Below are 20,050 nucleotides of genomic sequence, written 5' to 3' on the forward strand. Positions count from 1 at the left end.
TGACCGAAGGCGCCAGCAGCAGGGCACTCAGTCGATTTCGACGATCTCGTAATCGTGGGTCACTTCAACGCCGGCGCGGCCCATCAGGATGGACGCCGAGCAGTACTTTTCAGCCGACAGCTCTACCGCACGTTTTACGTGTGCTTCCTTGAGGTTCTTGCCGGTCACCACAAAGTGCAGATGGATCTTGGTGAACACCTTGGGTTCAACATCGGCGCGCTCGGCAGCCAGCTCGGTATGCACATCGCGGATGTCCTGCCGGGCCTTCTTCAGAATGCTGACCACATCAAAGCTGGCGCAGCCACCCAGGCCTACCAGCACGGTTTCCATCGGGCGGATACCCATATTGCGGCCACCGGCCTCCGGCGGGCCGTCCATGACCACGGTGTGACCACTGCCGGACTCACCCAGAAACATGACCCCATCGACCCACTTGATCGTCGCTTTCATTACTTGCTCCCGCCGCAAAATCGCTCGAAGGCCGGGAGAATACCACAGCCACCTGCGACAGATGCCCGCACTGGTCAGGATGGCAAAAACTGGACATAATCCGGTTTGGTCTCACGCTGAGGCTGACACGGAGGCGCCGCATTTTCCGCCGGCGCAATGACGGCCAGGACACGCTTTTAATGGTTTCAATCAACCTGACTCCTAAAATAAAAAACATCGACGCTTTTCTTGCCCACTGCCATCGCCGCCGCTTTGCGGCACGCAGCACACTGATCCACGCAGGCGACAGCTCAGACAGCCTGTTTTATATCGTCAAGGGCTCGGTCACCATTCTGATCGAGGACGAGCAAGGGCGTGAAATGATCATCGCCTACCTCAATCAGGGCGACTTCTTTGGCGAAATGGGGTTGTTTGATCTCACCCCGGCCCAACACGACCGCAGCGCCTGGGTGCGCGCCAAGACCGAGTGCGAGGTGGCCGAGGTCAGCTATGCCAAGTTCCGCGAACTCACCCAGCGCGACCCCGAGCTGCTCTACGCCGTCGGCCGCCAGATGGCCGAACGTCTGCGCAAGACCACCCGCAAGGTAGGCGATCTGGCCTTCCTGGATGTTACCGGCCGCGTCGCCGGCACCCTGCTGGAGCTGTGCAAGTTGCCGGACGCCATGACCCACCCCGACGGTATGCAGATCAAGATCACCCGCCAGGAGATCGGCCGCATTGTTGGTTGCTCACGGGAAATGGTTGGCCGCGTGCTCAAAAGCCTGGAAGAGCAAGGGCTGATTGAGGTGAAGGGTAAAACCATGGTGGTCTACGGCACGCGCTGACCAGGGTCTGTTGCCAGGGAAGCGCTGATTAATTCCACACGCCCTCTGCGAGTGCTCAAGCGCGCAGATGAAAGGCGCGATGTGCAGCCAATAGTAGCTCTATTGGCAAGCAGCGCAACGCAGCAGATGTATGCTTGAGCGCTCGCCCTAAGGGGCGTTCAGGTTGGGCCGCATCCGGCAGGGCTGCACTCTGCGTTGTAATTTCTCGACAGGTTCCGACATGCCTTCAAAATCACGCCTTGATTGCAGCCCAGGCTGAACGCCAGAGGGCTGCGGAATCAATCAGCGCTTCCCCAGTGTACAATCGCTCCCCAGGCCACTTCTGGAGGAGCTGAAACATGGGTTTGAATAACGACTGGATGCAGCGCGACATTTCCGTGCTCTGGCATCCCTGCACCCAGATGAAAGACCACGAGCACATGCCGGTCATCCCGATCCAGCGCGGGGAAGGCATCTGGCTGCACGACTTTGAGGGCAACCGCTACATGGATGCGGTCAGCTCCTGGTGGGTCAATATCCTTGGCCACGCCAACCCCTACATCAACGAGCGCGTGAAACAACAGCTCGACACCCTGGAGCACGTGATTCTGGCCGGCTTCAGCCACCCCCCGGTGGTCGAGCTGTCCGAGCGACTGGTGCAGATGACGCCAGCGCCGCTGACCCGCTGCTTCTACGCCGACAACGGCTCCTCTTGTATCGAAGTGGCGCTGAAAATGAGCTTTCATTACTGGCTCAACACCGGCAAGCCGCAGAAAAAACGCTTTATCACCCTGTCCAACAGCTACCACGGCGAAACCCTGGCAGCGCTGGCGGTGGGCGATGTCGCGCTCTACAAGGAAACCTATCAGCCGCTGCTGATGGACGTCATCACCGTCCCCTCCCCTGACTGCTACTACCGCGAAGACGGCGTCAGCTGGGAGGAGCACAGCCGGCAGATGTTTGCGCACATGGAGCAGGCGCTGGCCGACAACCATGAAGAAGTGGCCGCCGTGATCGTCGAGCCGCTGATTCAGTGCGCTGGCGGCATGCGCATGTATCACCCGGTGTACCTCAAGCTGCTGCGCGAGGCCTGCGACCGCTACGGCGTACACCTGATTCACGACGAGATCGCTGTTGGCTTTGGCCGCACCGGCAGCCTGTTTGCCTGCGAGCAGGCCGACATTGCACCGGACTTTCTCTGCCTGTCCAAGGCACTGACCGCCGGCTATCTGCCGATGGCGGTGTGCATGACGAACGACCGCATCTACCAGGCGTTCTACGACGACTACGAAAGCATGCGCGCCTTCCTGCACTCGCACAGCTACACCGGCAACCCGCTGGCCTGCGCTGCCGCGTTGGCAACGCTGGACCTGCTGGAGCGCGATAACGTGATCGAGGCCAACAAGGCCCTGTCCGCGCACATGGCCAAGGCCACCGCGCATTTTGTCGACCACCCGCACGTAGCCGAAGTCCGCCAGACCGGCATGGTGCTGGCCATCGAGATGGTGAAAGACAAAGCGACAAAAGAGGCCTACCCCTGGCAGGAACGGCGCGGCATTCGCGTCTATCAGCACGCACTGAAGAATCAGGCCATGCTGCGCCCGCTCGGCAGCGTGGTGTACTTCATGCCGCCCTATGTGATTACGCCGGAGCAGATCGACCATCTGGCCAGCGTCGCCTGGGAAGGCATTCAGCTGGCCACCCGGGACTGACGCCATGCGGGTATCGCGCTTTTATCTGGATCGCCCGCTGAGCGCCGGCGAGGTGCTGCTCGACGGCGATGTCGCCCACTACATCGGCCGGGTGCTGCGTCTGGCCCCCGGCGCGCCCGTGCAGATTTTCAACGGCAGCGGCCAGGAGTGGCCCGGGGAGATCAGCGCGGTCAGCAAGCGCGAGGTCAGCGTACAGCTGCAGGCACCGATCGAAGGTACGCCCGAGTCACCCCTGCACACCCATCTGGGACAGGCGCTGTCCCGCGGTGAGCGCATGGACTGGGCGATTCAGAAGGCGGTCGAGCTGGGCGTGAGTGAAATCACCCCGCTGTTTACCGAGCGCTGCGAAGTAAAGCTGCAGGGCGAGCGCGCCGACAAACGCCAGAGCCACTGGCAGCAGGTTGCGATCAGCGCGTGCGAGCAATGCGGGCGCAGCGTGGTGCCGGTTATTCACCCGCCAGCGGCGCTGCAGGACTGGATGTCCGACCTGCAGGCCGAGGTCAAACTGGTGCTGCATCACCGTACCGCGCAGGATCTGGGCAGTCTTAGCCAGCCCGCATCTGCAGCGCTGCTGATTGGCCCGGAGGGTGGGCTCAGCGCCAATGAAATAGAACAGGCCGAGCGCGCCGGCTTTCATGCCGCCTGCTTCGGCCCGCGCGTGCTGCGCACGGAAACTGCGCCGATTGTGGCGCTAACCCTGCTACAGCACCTGTGGGGCGACTTTCGCTAGGGCTCAACCAAACCGCAGTTGCTCAGCCGGCTGCGGCCGCCCCAGCAGATAGCCCTGCCCCAGGGTGCAGTGCTCCCGGAGCAATAACGCTACCTGCTCATCACGCTCAATGCCTTCGGCCACCACCGCCAGGTCAAGCGCTCGGCTTAGCGCGATCAACGCCTGGCAGACCTTCAGCTGCCGCTCATCCTGGTGGGCATCGTGGAGGAAGCTGCGATCCAGCTTGATGATGTGTAGCGGAAAGCGGTTGAGGTAACCGAGGGAACAGTAACCGGTACCAAAATCGTCCAGGGCGATGCGCACGCCCATGCCGGCCAGCTCACGCAGGGTACTGAGTACCAGCGCATCCTGATCAATCAGCAGGCTTTCGGTAATCTCCAGCACCAAACTCTGGGGCGCCAGGTCGCTGCTGCGCAGAATTTCGCGCAGGCGCGCAGGAAAGTCCCGCTCTTGCAGCTGTCGGCCGGACAGGTTGACCGAGCAGTGCAGCTGGCTGGCGCCGGCAAGCTGCCAGGCCCGCACCTGGCGGCAGGCCTGCTGCAGTACCCAGTCGCCCACCGCAACGATCTCGCCCAGTTCCTCCAGTAGCGGCACAAAAACGGCGGGCGAAATTGCCTCGCCCTCATGCTGCCAGCGCAGCAGGGCCTCAACGGCCGTCGCCCGCCGGCTGTGCAAATCAACCAGCGGCTGGTAATGCAGACTGAACTCACCGCGCTGCAGCGCCTGCAGCAGGTCGCTCTCCAACTGCAACCGACGCCGCACATTCACCTGCATGGAGTGATCAAAACGCTCATAGCGCGCCTTACCGGCGTCCTTGGCGCTATACAGAGCCAGGTCCGCAGCCTGCAAGGCTTCCTCAAGCCCCTGCCCCGGCGACAGCGGCGCAACCCCGATACTGGCGCTCACCACCACACAGCGTTCACCCAGCCGCAGGGGCTCGCGTAGCGCGACCAGCGCACGTGCGGCGACCTTATCGGCATCCGCCGGGCAGGCCAGATCATCAAGCAGCATGACAAACTCATCGCCGCCAAAGCGCGCCAGCTGATCACCGGGGCGCAGGCAGTCGCGCAACCGTTCGGCAACCCACACCAGCACCCGATCTCCGGCGGCATGCCCGAGGCTATCGTTGATCAGTTTGAAACGATCAAGGTCAATAAACAGCACCGCCGCGTGACGCGCACCCGGCAGTTGCAAGCGCTCAACCGCAGCCTGCAGCTGGTGATTGAGCTGATCACGGTTGATCAACCCGGTCAGCGCGTCGTGGCCGGCGGCATGCTCGAGCTGACGCTGTATGCGCCGTCGCTCGCTGATGTCGGTTTGCGAACCCGCCAGGCGGCGATGCCCACTGGCATCCAGCTCGACCACCCCGCGTGTCAGTACCCACATATAACTGCCGTCGGCGCGGCGCATGCGATATTCATGGCGCACCCAGGGCGTGCGCCCCTGCAAGTGCTGGTCAAACGCCGCTCGCAGTGCCGACAAATCCGCTGGGTGTACGCGCGCAAACCAGCTGGCAGCCTGCCCACCCAGCTGGGCCGGCGTCATGCCCAGCATGCTGGCCCAGCGCGCCGAGACATACAGTCGATCGGTGGTTACATTCCAGTCCCAGATGCCGTCGTTGGCGCCGCGCAGAGCATGGGCATAGCGCCCTTCGCTGGCTTCCAACGCCTGGTGCTCCGCCTGCACGTAGGCGTCGGCAGCCACGCCCATATCAAAGAAAACGATTTTCAGCAGGCTATCGACACGATCCAGCTGCTCAGCCAGGCGATCCGGTGCGTGAGCCAGGAGCTGACGCAGTGCGCGGGCCAGAAACAGCCGGTAGGCGCCCAGGTACCATCGCAGCTCCACGCCAGCCCGCTCGTGGTTCTGACCGATGCGTACGCGCTCCCGCAGGTAATCATCATCAATGTGGCCGGCAAACAGCCGTCGATAGTAGTGCAGCTGGCGCTGCTTGAGCTGGCTAACTCGGGCCGGATCAGACAGGATGGCTGCGGTTTCCGGGTAGCCCGCCAGGCGATCGTACAGCTCGTCGAGAAAGGCGTGACTAATCGCGTCACCGTCCGCCGCGAGCTGGCGCAGGCGCTCGCCGTCAGCCTCAGCCCAATCCAGAAAATCAAGGCGTTGCCGCAAGCCTGCGGCATCCAGCCCCAACTGATCGAGTAACGGCCTCATTACGGTAACTCCTTTCCTACCGCACGCTGCCAATAACCGGCTACCGGCTTGATTCACTCGCGTGCTTTACGTTGGTCAACCCACACACGAGCGACACAGGTGCAGCAACATCGGCGCAACCGCTTGATGTGAAAGCGACATCATTCTAGCGCAGCTCCCCCTGCCTGTTTAGGAGCGGTCAAGCCAGAATGCGCATTCACTGACCTGGGTCAAAAGCCAGCCTCCCAGCGCCTTGCCAATTGACCCATCCCGGCCCCTTGGGTAATGTTCAGCCGTTTAATTCACCCCCAGCTGAGGTAACCATGGCCCGGAAGAAAACCGCAGTGGACTTTGAGCAGTCCCTTGGCTCGCTGCAGGCACTGGTAGAGCGCCTGGAAAGCGGCGATCTCAGCCTGGAAGAATCACTCGCTGCCTTCGAACAGGGCGTGGCCCTGACCCGCGACTGCCAACAGGCACTGAGCCAGGCCGAGCAGAAGGTGCAGCAGTTGATGGAAAACAACGGTGAGCTGCGCACCGAGCCGTTTGACGGCGCCCGCGAATGAGCGAGTTTGCTGATTACCTGAGCCTGTGCCAACAGCGCATCAACGCCTACCTCGGCAGCCAACTGAACACCCCGCAGCCCCGCCTTGAGCGCTTGTACAGTGCCATGCGCTACAGCGTGGTCAACGGTGGCAAGCGGGTACGCCCCCTGCTGGCCTACGCCAGCTGCGAGGCGCTTGGCGGGCAGCCGCAGCAAGCCGACCCGGCAGCCGCTGCGGTAGAGCTGATCCACGCCTACTCGCTGATTCACGACGACCTGCCGGCCATGGATGACGACGACCTGCGCCGCGGCCAGCCCACCTGCCACCGCGCCTTTGACGAAGCGACCGCGATTCTGGCCGGCGACGGCCTGCAGGCACTGGCCTTTGAGTTGCTGGCTGGCGCCGCCCACTGGCAGAGCGCCACACGCCTGCAGATGGTGCAACTGCTGGGCCGCGCCGCCGGCCCGCAGGGCATGGTTGGCGGCCAGGCCATCGACCTGGGCGCGGTGGGCGAACAGCTGGATCTGGCAACGCTGGAATCCATGCACCAACACAAGACCGGCGCCCTGATCCGCGCCGCCGTGCAGCTGGGCGCACTGGCCAGCGAACAGGTAGACGACGCCCAGCTGGCCGCGCTCGGACAGTACGCCGACAGTATCGGCCTGGCTTTTCAGGTGCAGGACGACATCCTCGATATCGAAAGCGACACCAGCGTCCTCGGCAAACAGCAGGGCGCCGATATGGCCCGCGACAAGCCCACCTACCCGGCGCTGCTCGGGCTGGATGGCGCGCATCGCCTGGCCGATCAGCTGCGTGACCAGGCCATCAGCGCGGTCGACGGTTTCGGCCCTGCTGCCCAGCGCCTGCGCCAGCTGGCGGACTACATTGTGCAGCGGCGCTTCTGAAACAACCCTACGCGCAGTTGGGCTATTGCACCGCATCAGTTAAACTGCGCACTTGTTTTCCGGCCACTGCGGTGGCAATCAGAGCCTTGTTTGATGCCCACCACTTTCCACGACATTCCGCCACAACGCCCCGCTACCCCTCTGCTGGACAGTCTCGAGGACACCGCGCAGCTGCGCGCGCTGGACGAGAGCCGGCTAGGAGAGCTTGCGGATGAGCTGCGGGCCTTCCTGCTGTGGAGCGTCGGCCAGACTGGCGGGCATTTTGGCGCCGGCCTGGGTGTGATCGAGCTGACCATTGCCCTGCACTACGTCTACCACACCCCGGACGACCGGCTGCTGTGGGATGTCGGCCATCAGGCCTACCCGCACAAGATTCTCACCGGGCGCCGCGAACAAATGGCCAGCCTGCGCCAGAAAGGCGGCCTGGCAGCCTTTCCGCGCCGTAGTGAAAGCCCCTACGACACCTTTGGCGTTGGCCATTCCAGCACCTCCATCAGCGCCGGCCTGGGCATGGCCATCGCCGCCGGGCTGCAGGGACTGGACCGCCGCACCGTGGCGGTCATTGGCGACGGCGCGCTGACCGCCGGCATGGCCTTCGAGGCACTGAACCACGCCGCCGACGTAGAAGCCAACATGCTGGTAGTGCTGAACGACAACGACATGTCGATCTCGCGCAACGTGGGCGGGCTATCCAATTATCTGGCCAAGATTCTCTCCAGCCGTACCTACTCGCACATGCGCGAAGGCAGCAAGAAGATGCTGTCCAAGATCCCGCCGGCCTGGGAGCTGGCGCGCAAGACCGAAGAGCACGCCAAAGGCATGCTGGTGCCCGGCACCCTGTTCGAGGAGCTGGGCTGGAACTACATCGGCCCCATCGACGGCCACGACCTGCCTACGCTGGTACGCACTCTGACCAACATGCGCGAGCTCAAGGGCCCGCAGTTTCTGCACGTCGTCACGCAAAAAGGCCACGGTTTCTCCCCCGCCGAGGCCGACCCCATCGGCTACCACGCCATTACCAAGCTGGAACCCAAGCCGGCTGCCCCTGCTGGCGCCAGCAAGCCGAAGTTTTCCAATATTTTTGGCCAGTGGCTGTGCGACATGGCCGAGCAGGACGAGCGCCTGATCGGTATTACCCCGGCCATGAAGGAAGGCTCCGACCTGATCGCCTTCAGCGAGCGTTTCCCCAAACGCTACTTTGATGTCGCGATTGCCGAGCAGCACGCCGTCACCCTGGCAGCCGGCATGGCCTGCGAGGGCGCCAAACCGGTGGTCGCTATCTACTCGACCTTCCTGCAGCGCGGCTATGACCAGCTGATCCATGACGTCGACGTGCAGAACCTGGACGTGCTCTTTGCCATCGACCGCGCCGGCCTGGTGGGCGAAGACGGCCCGACCCACGCCGGCAGTTTTGACCTGTCGTACCTGCGTTGCCTGCCAAACATGCTGATCATGGCCCCGGCAGATGAAAACGAAACCCGGCAGATGCTGACCACCGGCTACCTGCATAAAGGCCCGGCGGCCGTGCGTTATCCGCGCGGCACCGGCCCGGGCGTAGCCATCGACCCGGCGCTGGAGCCCCTGCCCATCGGCAAGGGCCTGGTCACCCGCCAGGGCGAAAAGGTCGCCATTCTCTGCTTTGGCACCCTGCACCAGCACGCCATGAAGGCCGCCGACGCGCTGAACGCCACCGTTGCCAACATGCGCTTCGTCAAACCGCTGGACCACGCCCTGATCGCCGAGCTGAGCGCCAGCCACGATCTGCTGGTTACCGTGGAAGAGAACGCCGTGATGGGCGGCGCCGGCAGCGCCGTCAACGAATGGCTGCTGGCCGAGGGCATCAGCCTGCCGGTACTCAACCTCGGCCTGCCCGATATCTACGTTGAACACGCCAAGCCGGCCCAGATGCTGGCCGAGTGCGGGCTGGATGCTGCCGGCATCGAAAACGCCATCCGCGAACGCCTTGGCCGCCTCGGCTAAGGCTTGACCGCTCCCGGCGAAACGCCTAGAGTCCGCCCCGATTACAACGCGTCAGGTGCCTGCCCTGTGATAGGGCGGGTGAAACGGGAAGTCGGTTCAAGTCCGACACTGCCCCCGCAACGGTAAGAAGTCGCAGGCTAGCCCTGCAGCCGCAATCAACCGCCACTGTATCCACGGGAAGGCGATTGCGACTGACTTCAAGTCCGGAGACCGGCCTGTCGCCCGATAGCACCCCTAGAGGTGCTGTCTGCCAACGTGACGCGGAGGGCGCCACCGGTCAGCACGGTCGCCGGTGTCACGCCTCGACCACTGCCCGCTATTGTCCTCGGCTCAGACTGATCCAGCCCCGAGGACATACCATGAAGAACGCCCTGCTCCTGCTACCCGGCCTGCTCGCCTGCGCCGTTGCCCAGGCCAACGATGCACTCGACCTGCCTGACACCCTGATTACCGCCTCCCGCCAGGTAGAAGAGCGCAGCGCCTCCAGCGCCGCCAGCACCGTCTTTACTCGGGATGACATTGACCGGCTGCAGCCCTACAGCGTGAGTGACCTTCTGCGCCGTGTGCCGGGCCTGTCGATCACCACCAACGGCGGTCTCGGCAGCCTGACCGGCATCTCCCTGCGCGGCACCAGCGTGACCCAAACCCTGGTACTGGTTGACGGCCAGCGCATCGCCAGCGCCAGCGCCGGCCAACCCAGCCTGGAGTTCATCAACCTAGACCAGATTGAGCGTGTTGAGGTCATCCGTGGCCCGCGCTCCGCCATCTACGGCTCCGACGCCATTGGTGGTGTGGTGCAGATTTTCACTCGTCAGGGCAGCCAAGGCCTGGACGCGCGCGTCAAACTCGGCGTGGGCAGTAATCAGACCTTCACCCGAGACCTGGCTCTGTCCGGCGGCAACGGCCAGACCCGTTTTGCTCTGGGTGCCAGCCTGAACGAAACCGACGGCATCAACCGCACCACCAACAGCGTGGGTGGTGACCGCGACGATGATGGCTATCGCAACCGGGCCTTCAATGCGAGCCTGACCCACAACTTTACTGATGACCTGGAAGTTGGCGTACGCCTGCTGGAGCAGACCGGCAACACCGAGTACGACCTGATGGGCGACCCGGAAGACGACTTCAGCCTCAGCACCGCTGCCGCGCACGTTCAATGGCAGGTCAACACCCTGTGGCGCACCCGCCTGGAAGTTGGGCACGCGGAAGACCGCCGCGACACCTTGTCCAGCACCTTCCCGTCGTCCTACGACACCTACCGCGACTCCGCCAGCTGGCTGAACAATCTGAGTTTCAGCGATGCCCACAACCTGCAGCTGGGGCTGGACTGGTACGAAGACCGTCTGCGCACCGACGGCGCCTTCACCGACGACGAGCGCTACAACCAGGCCGCCTTTGCCCAATACCGCTTCAGCGGCGAGCAGATCAGTGCAGAGCTGGGTATGCGTCATGACGACAACGAGCAGTTCGGCAGCGAGAACACCTTCAACGGAGCGCTGATCTTTGCCCTGAGCGACAGCCAGCAACTGGTCGCATCCTACAGCGAAGGCTTCCGCGCGCCGACCTTCAACGACCTGTACAACGCCTGGGGCTCCAACCCGAACCTGCGTCCGGAAAGCTCCAAGAGCTATGAGCTGCAGTGGCGTGGACGCTTTGCCGAGACCGTGTTCGAGGCCTCTGCCTACCGAATGGACATCGACGACCTGATCACGCTGGATGCCACATGGACTCCGCAGAACATCAGCGAAGTACGTATCAACGGGCTGGAGCTGACGGCCGAGCGCGACATCCTCGGCTGGTATACCGTAGCGTCTGCAACCTGGCTCGACCCGCGTGACCGCGCCACCGGCAAGCTGCTGCCACGCCGCCCCAAACGCCTGCTGAGCATCGACACTGATCGCCAGTTCGGCGACGTTGGCGTCGGTTTCAGCGTTGTGGCCAACAGCACCCGCTACAACGATGCTGCCAACACCCAGGAGCTGGCCGGTTTCGGCACCCTGGAGGCACGCGCCAACTGGCTGATGAGCGACACCACGCGCTGGGACCTGGCCGTCAGCAACGTACTGGAAAAAGAGTACGCGCTGTCCAACGACTTTGCCGGCAACCCCTACCAGAACGAGGAGCTTAATGCGCGCCTGTCACTGACCTGGACACCCCAGCTCTAAGCCAAGCACCAACAGGCAACACCACCAAGCCCCGCCACCGTGCGGGGCTTGTTTTTTTGGCGCCCAGCTTGACCGCAACGTGCGCCGTATCCCGCGCTCGTCGCCCCAATTTGCCGCCCGGCACCGGGGTTCAGGCATAATGCGTCTTTGTCTGAACCGGAATTCGACGCCAGATGTTTTTTACCAACGAGCGACTGCAGTTTTTCCGCCCGCTCACCAGCAAATACCGCGAACAGATAGTCGAGTGCCTGCGCCTGCTGCACGAACGGCTGTACAGCGCCCGCGCCGACTACGGCGAATCGCTCAAGCGCGAGCAAGTGCTGGATATCTTCAGTGAAGCGCTGGAACGTGCCCCCCTTTTGGAAGGCGACGACGAAGATGCCAGCCGCTTCAAAAGCAATCGCGAACAGGCCAGCTGGATTCTCACCAGTCTGATCGAGAACGGCTGGCTGGAGCGCCAGGTGGACCAGGCGACCTTCCAGTCGACCTACCCCTTCAGCCGCATGGGTCGCCTGTTCGCCCAGTCGCTGGCCGAGGCTGATGGCCGCAACACCCGCACCCGCCACCGCAATACGCGCAACACCCTCAACGCGCTGTCGGCGTTTGCCGAGCACGGCGAGGTGTATGACCTGCTCGACGCCCACGAGTACGCCGAGCGCATCATTGCCGATTTCACCGACATCATCGCCGAGCTGGAAGAGCGTAAGCGCCAGCTGGTACGTGAGGTCGAGGCGCAGCAACTGGTGCAGCAGGCCAGCGATCAGTTCTTCGACTTTATGGAGCGTCGCTTCCAGCCCGACTTGGCCGTGCGCCTGTCGGCCGACAGCGTCGAGAAGCACCGCGAACGCATTCAGGATGTGATTGCCCGCATTCGCCGCAAGCCGCGCGAATGGAAGGCCGAAGCCGAACGCGAACTGCGCCGCCTAGCGCCAGACCTGCTCGTTGACGAGCGCAGCTCGATTCTCTGGCAGTTGCTCGATGGTATCGAAAGCTGCCTGCGCAACGCCGCCGACATCATGCTGCCGGCCCTGCGCCGCACGCTGCAGAGCTTCACCCAGCGCGCCGACATCATCATCCGTCAGCTCAGCTACCTACACAGCCAGAAGCACAGCGACATCGTTGGCCTGTGCCGCGAGCTGTCGGCCCTGCCCGCCGAGGAGCAGGCCAAGCGCCTGAGCGCTGCGGGTGACGAGATGGCGGTAGTCAATCTGGCGCTGGTCGATCCGGGCCAGGTGAAACTGCGCGAGCGCCGCGAACGCCCGCCGGTGCACAGCCTGATGGAAACCCTCGACGCACCGGAAGACGACACCCTGCGCACGCTGGCGGTCAATCAGCTGCTCGACAAGGCCTTCAACGTCAACGCCAGCGGCCTGCGCAACTACCTGCGCGCCGCCCTCGGCAACGGCAGCCAACTCAATACCCGCGACCTGCCGATCAACAGCGCCACCGACCTGCTTGCCCTCAGCCACGTGATCGCGCTGGCCAGCGCCGAGCATGCCGCCAGCGGCCTGCGCGTGCGCATCGAGCCGAGCGGCGAAACCATCAGCAACGAAACCTATTTTGATCGCCGTGACGGCTTCATCATCGATCTGGAACATGACGAACATGCGTGACGCGCTGGACCACCACCTCAACGAACGCGGCCTGAGTGCCGAGGACTTTTCCGAGCTGATGATCCGCCTGCTCGACCGCGGCGTACTCTGCCGTGACGAAAGCAACCGCGAGGCCGAGCTCTACGACCGCTACTTGCAGGCCGCCGAACTGGTCGAGGACTATCTCTCGGTACTGCGCATTCGCGTGCTGCACGAGCCGCGCTTTAATCTGGTCCGAGTGTTCCCGCCGGGTGCGGAAGTGCCCGGTCTGGTCGATGCCGACGACAGTTTTGGCAGCGGCCTGCGCGAGCGCCTCAACCAACAGGAAGTGGCGCTGATTCTGGTGTTGCGTGCCGAGTACGACAAGGCTCTGCGCGAAGGTCAGGTCGACGAGTTCGGGCAGGTCATGCTGTCGCTCGAAGCGCTCAACCTGAGCAGTCGCAACCTGCTGGGCCGCTCGCTGCCGGAACAGCAGAGCGAACGTCGCAACCTGCTGCGTCGCCTGCGCCAGCTCAGGTTGATCCGCAGCCCCAGCGACGCCGAACTGGACAGCGGTGAAGCCTGGCTGACCATTCGCCCGGGCATCATCAGCCTGGTGACCGACAGCGCGCTGGCCCAGCTCGCCAGCCCCGAGATTGAAAACCCAGAAGACCAGCCGTCCGCCGAGGAGAACAACTGATGTATCTGAAGCGTTCGATTACCGTCAACTGGGGCAACCTGCCGGTCGAAGAACTGGAGTACGGCCCGGTCAACCTGTTCTCCGGCGGCAACGGCTCCGGCAAGACCACCGCAGCGGATGCCCTGCAAACGCTGATGACCGCCGCCCACGACAACCTGTTCAACTACAACCCGGGGCAGGACGAAACCACCCAGCGTGGCCGCGGCGGCAAGCAGGTGCGCACCCTCGCCTCCTACGTGCTCGGCTGTGACGACGGCGCCTACGCCCGCCCCTGGGATACCGACGGCTATATCGCCGGCGTGTTCCACCCGACCCGTGGCGAGACCGCCGAACCCTTTACCGCGGTGATCGGCGTGCGCGCCCATCTGGATGCTGCCGGCAGCAGCCGGCAGGCGCGGCAGGACGAACTGCTGCTGATGATCATCCCCGGTGAAATGCTGTCGCTGTCGCACTTTCTGCGCGAGCAGGAAGACGGCCGCCACGTGATCGCCGTCACCGAACTGCCGGGCCTGTTGCGCAAGCAGTTCAGCGCCCAGCAGATCGAAGTCTACGACCGCAAGAGCGCCTATCTGGCCCGCCTGTACGCCGCCCTGCGCGGCCGCCGCGATGCGCTGTCGACCCGCGAAGCCAAGAACGCCGCGCGCACCTTTGCCAACTTCATGGCCTACAAACCGGTCAAGTCCATCGACCAGTTTGTTGCCGAGGAAGTGCTGGAGCCGCGCGAATTTGGCGACACCATCAAGCGTATCCGCGAGTTGCTGCGCACCGTCCACGGCATGGAGCAGGAAGCCGCGCGGGTACGTCAGGCCGTCGAGCTGCTGTCGCTAACCACTAGCCAGACCACCCAGTATCTGGACAGCTGGCTGGAGCGCACCGGGCTGGAATACGCCGCCGCTGCGCAAGCCTGGCAGAACAACCAGCAAGGCTATCTGGCCGCCAAGCAGGAACAGCAGCAACTCGCCAGCCAGCTCGAAGCCCTGCAGGAAGACCAGCGCCTGACCACCGAGCGCCTCGGCCAGGCCCACCATGAACTGGTACAGCTGGAAGCCCGCCGCCAAGGCATTCCGGCGCTGCAGAACAAAGACCAGCTGGAGCAGCGTCAGCGCCAGCTGAGCGAACAACTGCGCAACGCCGTGCCCGGCCTGTTGACCCAGGCCCATCAGCGCGACCGTAATCTGGTTGCCCTGCAATCCGCCGGCGCCCTGTTGTCGCAACACAGTCTCAGCCAGTCGATTCCGCAGCTCGCCAGCCGTGGCTGGCGCGACGCCAGCGCTGCGGTGCTGGCCGCCGAGCGCGAACCGGTCGCCGACCTCAACCAACTGCTGGCCCGCGACTGGATCGACCTGACTCCGCTGGACGCTGGCCTGGACGCCATCCGCAGCCAGCAACGCGCCCACAACCTGCTGGCCGAGCGCCTGCGCGAGCAGGACAGCGAAGGCGCCAGCCTGCTGCAGCGCGTCGACCGCCTGGTGCAGGACCGCACCGGCGCGCTGAACAACCTGGACCGTCAGGTCAGCCAGATTCGCCACCAGATCAGCACCCTGCAGAGCAGCCGCGTCACCTACCCCGCGTACGTCGAAGAAGCGCTGCTGGCGATCCGCAAGCAATGCCCGCAGGCCGACCCGCGCGTACTGTGCGACCACGTAGAAGTGCTCGACCCGGATTGGCAGATGGCTATCGAGGGCTATATCGGCGGCAGCCGCTACGCCATTCTGGTTGAGCCGGAATACGAAGCAGAAGCCATCCGTATCGTGCGCCAGATGAACAGCCGCGAGCGCAACCGCGCGCGGGTGATTCAGGGCAGCAAGGCCAAGCAGGACGCCGAGCGCATCAACCTGCCGAATGACTCGATTCTGCAGGTCATGCGCTTCAGCCATCGCGTTGCCGAGTACTACCTGCAGGCGTCCTACGCCACGGTCGCCCGGGTGGCCGACGCCGGCGCCCTGCGCCAGACCCGCCGCGGCATCACCCGCGACGGCATGGGCTCGGGCAACTACGCGCTGTTCCGCTGCGATATCGACGACAGCCAGCTGGTCTTCGGCGCCGCCGCCCGCGAGCGTAACCTGCGCGCGCAGGAGCAGCGCCTGCACGATCTGGATCTGCAGCAACATCAACTGCGCCGCGAACTGGAAGGCCTGCGTGAGCTAGCCCGCCAGCTGGGTCAGATTGCCCCGCTCGATTACGCCGCCCGCGCCAGCGAGCTACTCGACAGCCAGCGCCAGCTGCGCGAGGTAGAGCAACAACTGGAAGCACTCGACCTGGGCGCCCACCACGATCTGGAGACGGAGCAGCAGCGCGTTACCCTGCGCCACCGCGAGCTGGAACTGCACGGCAAGGAGCTGGACGTACAGCTCGGCCGCCTGCAGGAAAAACAAGTCAGCATCGGTCAGCGCATTACCCACTTTGCCGACCAGAGCGACGCCCTGCTCGACGCCCGCGACAAGGCCGAACAATACCTGCTGGATGCGGCTGCTCAGGTGCCGGGCCTCGACCCACAGGCGCGCCTGGAGCAACTCGACGCCATGCTGGAGCAGCGCGGCGGCCAGTTCGACTTCATCGCCGACGCCCAGGCACTGACCAGCAGCCTGCACCGCCAGGTCGCCGACCTGCAGCGCGCCATCGAGCACTACAACGAGCAGGCCCAGCCCGCCGATCAGGTGCTGGCCGACACCCCGGCGGAGCTGCACAGCCTGGCGTTCTTCCGCCACGTTGGCGCACTGCATCAGCAGCTCGACAACCTGCACAACCGCCTGCGCAACAACGTGCTGCTGGCCAAGCAGGAGCAGCTCGCCAGCCTGCGCGACAGCTTCAACACCACCTTTGTCAGCGACCTGTGCCACGAGATTCATCAGGCCATCAACGACGGCCGTCGCACACTGGAGCAGCTGAACAAGGAGCTGGAGCACCACCGCTTCGGTGCCGACCGCGAGCGCTTTCAGTTCGACTGGGACTGGCTGCCCGAGTACAAGGCCTACTGGGAGTTCTTCCGCGAACTGATCCAGATGCCGAATCTGGGCGACGGCACCAGCCTGTTCGACGATACCCTGTCCGAGCGCTCGACCGAGGTCCGCGACCAGCTACTCGCCCTGCTGCTGGACGGCGACGAACAGCAGGCCCTACGCGAGCTGGAGCGCATCAGCGACTACCGCCGCTATCGCCGCTACGACATCCTCAAGCACCCAGAGGGCAAGTCTGCCATCCGCCTGAGCGAATACGGCACCGGCTCTGGCGGCCAGCTGGAAACCCCGGCCTACATCATCCGCGCCGCCGCCGTGACCAGCGCCTTCCGCTTCAACGAAGGCGACAGCCACCTGCGCATGGTGATCGTCGACGAAGCCTTTATGCACATGGATGAAATCCGCTCGCGTGAAGTCATCGCCTACCTGACCGAAACCCTCGGCCTGCAGCTGATCTTCATCATGCCGACCAGCAAGGCCGGCCCCTTCCTGGAACTGGTCAGCAACCAGTTTGTGTTCAGCAAGGTGCCCAGCAGCCAGCAGGTCGGCGAGCTGAACACCCGCGTACTGCTCGACCGCCAGCAGCTCAACCGCGAGCGCGTAGCCGAGCTGTGGGCCCAGCATCGCCGGGTGATCCGCCAGCAGGGCGCGCTGGAGTTTATGGAGGACGTGATCTGACCGGTGAACGCGTTGCCGGCCACCCCGGCAACGCATTGCACCAGCAGATGCCAAACGCCGCACATTCACCCGAATAGTCGATTGCCCGACCTGCCAACACCCCGCAGGATCAGCGCAGGCACACCTGCAGCCAGAGGGAATTGGCATGTCCGGCAAACCCGCCGCACGACTCGGCGACCCCATACAATGCCCACAGACCGGCCACGGCGCCCGCGCCATCGCCAGCGGCGCCCCCAATGTGCTGTTCAACGGCAAACCCGCCGCACGCCTGGGCGACAGCACCACCTGCGGCAGCACACTGGCCGGGCAGGTTATCCCCAATGTGCTGATCAACGGCCGCCCCGCAGCAGTGCTCGGCAGCACCGGCAGCCACGGCGACGCCGTGATCGCCGGCTCCGGCAATATCTTCATCGGCACCACCACCGGCGGCGCCAGCACAGCAGTGCAGGCCGTCGACGCCCTGGTGCGTACCCTGCAAGCGCTGTTCGGCGCGCCACTGGCCACCCGCGCTAACATCGCCAACGCCGCCCCGCTAGAGCGCGAGGAAGAAGAGGAGGAAGAAGAAACTGAACTGCCGCAAAAACAGCGCATCACCCTGCGCGTCGGCATGTTCTTCGACGGCACCCTCAACAACCTGCCCAACGCCTCGCTCACCGCCCAATGCCGCCGCGAAGACCTGGCCCAACTCGGCCCCGACGGCCTTGAAACCGTCACCCGCTTCTGCCAATCCCACGGCTACAACGACAGCAACGGCGATGCCTTTTTTGATCAGCGGCCTGATAACAGTTATGGGAATGAGTTGAGCAATGTGGCGTTGTTGTTTCGGTTGTACCGGGATCAATCGAGAATCACCCTCCCCCCCGACGCCAGGGAGGCATGCATCCCTGTCTATATCGAAGGATCTGGCAGCAAAGCCGGCAAGGAAGACGCAACAATGGGCATGGCGTTCGGCCAAGGTGAAACAGGTGTCGTCGAGCGAGTAAGACGTAGCCCCGCTGCAATTCTGGCCAAGCTGCGCCTCTTGCTAAGCAGCAACCAGAACTTTCTAATTGACCAAATCGAATTCGATTTATTTGGTTTTAGTAGGGGGGCAGCAGCCGCACGCCACTTCGCTAATGAGATCGCTAAAGGCAGCAAGGGTGTTCTAGGAGAAGAAATTGACGCTGATGTCCCCGGGCTCGCAGAAGGATTCAGCTGGGACTCAAACACTCAGATCAACTTTATCGGCTTGTTCGACACCGTCGCAGCCATTGGCGCTCCCACGCAAGGACATTTAAGCGTCGGAGACGACTACAACCCGGGCGTCAATCTTTACCTAGATAAAGCCTGCGCCCGCAAAGTTCTGCATCTGACCGCAGCTGACGAGCATCGTCACAACTTTAGCCTGAACGAGGTTAGCGATACTCACGAGCAAGTCGCACTGCCCGGCGTCCATTCGAACTTGGGAGGGGGCTACCCTGCCCTCAGTTATGAAAGGTTGGTGATTGGAAAGCCTCGTCTCTATCGCGGCAACCACTACGCAATGGATGGAGCAGCCCACCAGCAGCTAATCCGATCATACGCCTGGCGGGCTCGCGAATGGGAGGAAGGTGTATTCAGAGACCGAGGCCTTCCGGGCGACGGCAGACTCATTAAGCATGAAACACCAGTTGAAAGATCACCAAACTCAGACATCCTGCTCACATTATCGATTGAGCGTAGCGTTCGAGGGGAGCTCTCTCGCATTCCATTGCGCCTGATGCACATAAAAGCAACGGCACACGACGTTCCGTTCGAGACCATGAGCAGCGGGGCCCCGGAATTCATCATCCCTGCGGACTTGCAAGCCATTGCAGATAAATTGATATCTGCGGTCTTAAACCAGCAGTGTCCAGCGCTGACTGAAAGCGAATACCGTTTTTTACATGCACGCTATATCCACTGTTCAGCAAACTGGGTACCAGTTAAAGGCTTTCTTGCGAACAAGCCGCGCAGCAAATTCCGCAGAGCAATCTATCCAGACACAGATCCACAGGAGGCCGGAAAGTGATCTGGCGCAGCACGTTAACCATCTTGCTACTAGCGCTGGCATCCTGCAGCCAACAGCCTCCCGGCGAGCACATGCCCGCACCAGCCAATCTACCGTTTGAGCGCTGGTATGTCGGCATGTTTGCGCCCGACTACATGGAAGTATGGGTAGAGCAGATTGATGTGACAGATAGGCAAGGGTTTACCTATTACAACGTGCATGGCGGTGTAGCTGCGATCAATACACCACCCGACAACAAAGGAGATCCGACGGGGTGGCCTGACAGAATCAGTTCAGGGAAGACCATGCCAATGATCAATATAGACTTGCCCGCCGGAGTGTCGATTGCGTGGCAGTCTTTGGCCGAGCCACAAGCTTATTACGTGGAGATAGCCATCCCTGAGTGGGTAAGAACCGAGATGCTCACAGAGCGTGAGGCATTTTGCGTATTTGACGGGAAAAATGTGCGCCAGCACCGCGACATTATTTCTATAGGACTAGCGCCAGGAGGTATCGCTAAAGCCTGGCTGGTCGGCCCATGCCTGCGGGCCATTGAGATTACTCGAGTACAGGCCAAAGTCAGAGAGTTCGGCCCCTACAACGGCAAATCCAACGGCGAGTTCTACCGCCCACCCAGCCCAAACGCCCAGCGCTATATCGACACCCACGGCATACCATTTGGCAGCTGGTAAGCGTGC

Annotated in this window: 14 protein-coding genes and 1 riboswitch; of the genes, 12 read left to right on the forward strand and 2 right to left on the reverse strand. The window is 63.2% G+C overall.

All coding sequences use genetic code 11. The annotated features are described in order from the left end of the window. Nucleotides 1–27: 27 nt before the first annotated feature. Nucleotides 28–450 carry an OsmC family protein gene (locus tag HV822_RS06670; RefSeq protein WP_083728081.1) on the reverse strand — a complete coding sequence of 141 codons (423 nt, stop codon included), beginning with the start codon at nucleotides 448–450 and terminating at the stop codon, nucleotides 28–30. 179 nt (nucleotides 451–629) lie between these two features. Here HV822_RS06670 and crp point away from each other — a divergent pair, with 179 nt between their 5' ends. The 3 genes from crp (at nucleotide 630) to HV822_RS06685 (ending at nucleotide 3,695) form a co-directional block, all read left to right on the forward strand. Continuing rightward, on the forward strand, nucleotides 630–1,274 hold the full coding sequence (crp, locus tag HV822_RS06675) for a cAMP-activated global transcriptional regulator CRP (protein WP_238872954.1): 645 nt from the start codon (nucleotides 630–632) through the stop codon (nucleotides 1,272–1,274). Between the two features lie 338 nt (nucleotides 1,275–1,612). Then, nucleotides 1,613–2,965, forward strand: coding sequence for an adenosylmethionine--8-amino-7-oxononanoate transaminase (locus HV822_RS06680; RefSeq protein ID WP_238872955.1), 1,353 nt, complete (start codon nucleotides 1,613–1,615; stop codon nucleotides 2,963–2,965). Nucleotides 2,966–2,969: 4 nt separating this feature from the next. Then, nucleotides 2,970–3,695 carry a 16S rRNA (uracil(1498)-N(3))-methyltransferase gene (locus HV822_RS06685; protein ID WP_238872956.1) on the forward strand — a complete coding sequence of 242 codons (726 nt, stop codon included), beginning with the start codon at nucleotides 2,970–2,972 and terminating at the stop codon, nucleotides 3,693–3,695. Between the two features lie 3 nt (nucleotides 3,696–3,698). On the opposite strand, the gene HV822_RS06690 is transcribed toward HV822_RS06685, so the two are convergent. After that, entirely contained in the window at nucleotides 3,699–5,867 is a 2,169-nt protein-coding gene (locus tag HV822_RS06690) for a putative bifunctional diguanylate cyclase/phosphodiesterase (protein ID WP_238872957.1), read from the reverse strand. Between the two features lie 302 nt (nucleotides 5,868–6,169). On the opposite strand from HV822_RS06690, the gene HV822_RS06695 reads away from it, so the two are divergent. The 9 genes from HV822_RS06695 (at nucleotide 6,170) to HV822_RS06735 (ending at nucleotide 20,044) form a co-directional block, all read left to right on the forward strand. Next, on the forward strand, nucleotides 6,170–6,409 hold the full coding sequence (locus tag HV822_RS06695; protein ID WP_238872958.1) for an exodeoxyribonuclease VII small subunit: 240 nt from the start codon (nucleotides 6,170–6,172) through the stop codon (nucleotides 6,407–6,409). Continuing rightward, nucleotides 6,406–7,293, forward strand: coding sequence for a polyprenyl synthetase family protein (locus HV822_RS06700; protein WP_238872959.1), 888 nt, complete (start codon nucleotides 6,406–6,408; stop codon nucleotides 7,291–7,293). The genes HV822_RS06695 and HV822_RS06700 overlap by 4 nt, the downstream gene beginning before the upstream one ends. A 93-nt stretch (nucleotides 7,294–7,386) precedes the next feature. Beyond that, entirely contained in the window at nucleotides 7,387–9,273 is a 1,887-nt protein-coding gene (dxs, locus tag HV822_RS06705; protein ID WP_238872960.1) for a 1-deoxy-D-xylulose-5-phosphate synthase, read from the forward strand. 36 nt (nucleotides 9,274–9,309) lie between these two features. Further along, nucleotides 9,310–9,506, forward strand: a riboswitch (cobalamin riboswitch). A gap of 126 nt (nucleotides 9,507–9,632) precedes the next feature. Beyond that, the gene (locus HV822_RS06710; RefSeq protein WP_238872961.1) at nucleotides 9,633–11,438 is read left to right on the forward strand and encodes a TonB-dependent receptor domain-containing protein; all 1,806 of its coding nucleotides are present in this window, start codon (nucleotides 9,633–9,635) and stop codon (nucleotides 11,436–11,438) included. Between the two features lie 173 nt (nucleotides 11,439–11,611). Further along, on the forward strand, nucleotides 11,612–13,051 hold the full coding sequence (locus HV822_RS06715) for a Wadjet anti-phage system protein JetA family protein (RefSeq protein ID WP_238872962.1): 1,440 nt from the start codon (nucleotides 11,612–11,614) through the stop codon (nucleotides 13,049–13,051). Beyond that, entirely contained in the window at nucleotides 13,035–13,709 is a 675-nt protein-coding gene (locus HV822_RS06720; RefSeq protein WP_238872963.1) for a DUF4194 domain-containing protein, read from the forward strand. The genes HV822_RS06715 and HV822_RS06720 overlap by 17 nt, the downstream gene beginning before the upstream one ends. Next, nucleotides 13,709–17,344: an ATP-binding protein gene (locus tag HV822_RS06725; RefSeq protein ID WP_238872964.1), complete on the forward strand. Its 3,636-nt coding sequence runs from the start codon at nucleotides 13,709–13,711 to the stop codon at nucleotides 17,342–17,344. Before HV822_RS06720 ends, HV822_RS06725 begins: the two co-directional genes overlap by 1 nt. 145 nt (nucleotides 17,345–17,489) lie before the next feature. Next, on the forward strand, nucleotides 17,490–19,373 hold the full coding sequence (locus tag HV822_RS06730) for a PAAR domain-containing protein (protein ID WP_238872965.1): 1,884 nt from the start codon (nucleotides 17,490–17,492) through the stop codon (nucleotides 19,371–19,373). Then, nucleotides 19,370–20,044: a DUF2931 family protein gene (locus tag HV822_RS06735; protein WP_238872966.1), complete on the forward strand. Its 675-nt coding sequence runs from the start codon at nucleotides 19,370–19,372 to the stop codon at nucleotides 20,042–20,044. Before HV822_RS06730 ends, HV822_RS06735 begins: the two co-directional genes overlap by 4 nt. Nucleotides 20,045–20,050 lie beyond the last annotated feature (6 nt).

The sequence above is a fragment of the Halopseudomonas maritima genome, assembly GCF_021545785.1.
Taxonomy (GTDB): domain Bacteria; phylum Pseudomonadota; class Gammaproteobacteria; order Pseudomonadales; family Pseudomonadaceae; genus Halopseudomonas; species Halopseudomonas maritima.

Excerpts from the sequence above, each read along its gene's own strand:
- HV822_RS06670 (WP_083728081.1), bottom strand. The coding sequence starts at position 450 with ATGAAAGCGACGATCAAGTGGGTCGATGGGGTCATGTTTCTGGGTGAG.
- crp (WP_238872954.1), top strand. The coding sequence starts at position 630 with ATGGTTTCAATCAACCTGACTCCTAAAATAAAAAACATCGACGCTTTT.
- HV822_RS06680 (WP_238872955.1), top strand. The coding sequence starts at position 1,613 with ATGGGTTTGAATAACGACTGGATGCAGCGCGACATTTCCGTGCTCTGG.
- HV822_RS06685 (WP_238872956.1), top strand. The coding sequence starts at position 2,970 with ATGCGGGTATCGCGCTTTTATCTGGATCGCCCGCTGAGCGCCGGCGAG.
- HV822_RS06690 (WP_238872957.1), bottom strand. The coding sequence starts at position 5,867 with ATGAGGCCGTTACTCGATCAGTTGGGGCTGGATGCCGCAGGCTTGCGG.
- HV822_RS06695 (WP_238872958.1), top strand. The coding sequence starts at position 6,170 with ATGGCCCGGAAGAAAACCGCAGTGGACTTTGAGCAGTCCCTTGGCTCG.
- HV822_RS06700 (WP_238872959.1), top strand. The coding sequence starts at position 6,406 with ATGAGCGAGTTTGCTGATTACCTGAGCCTGTGCCAACAGCGCATCAAC.
- dxs (WP_238872960.1), top strand. The coding sequence starts at position 7,387 with ATGCCCACCACTTTCCACGACATTCCGCCACAACGCCCCGCTACCCCT.
- HV822_RS06710 (WP_238872961.1), top strand. The coding sequence starts at position 9,633 with ATGAAGAACGCCCTGCTCCTGCTACCCGGCCTGCTCGCCTGCGCCGTT.
- HV822_RS06715 (WP_238872962.1), top strand. The coding sequence starts at position 11,612 with ATGTTTTTTACCAACGAGCGACTGCAGTTTTTCCGCCCGCTCACCAGC.
- HV822_RS06720 (WP_238872963.1), top strand. The coding sequence starts at position 13,035 with ATGACGAACATGCGTGACGCGCTGGACCACCACCTCAACGAACGCGGC.
- HV822_RS06725 (WP_238872964.1), top strand. The coding sequence starts at position 13,709 with ATGTATCTGAAGCGTTCGATTACCGTCAACTGGGGCAACCTGCCGGTC.
- HV822_RS06730 (WP_238872965.1), top strand. The coding sequence starts at position 17,490 with ATGTCCGGCAAACCCGCCGCACGACTCGGCGACCCCATACAATGCCCA.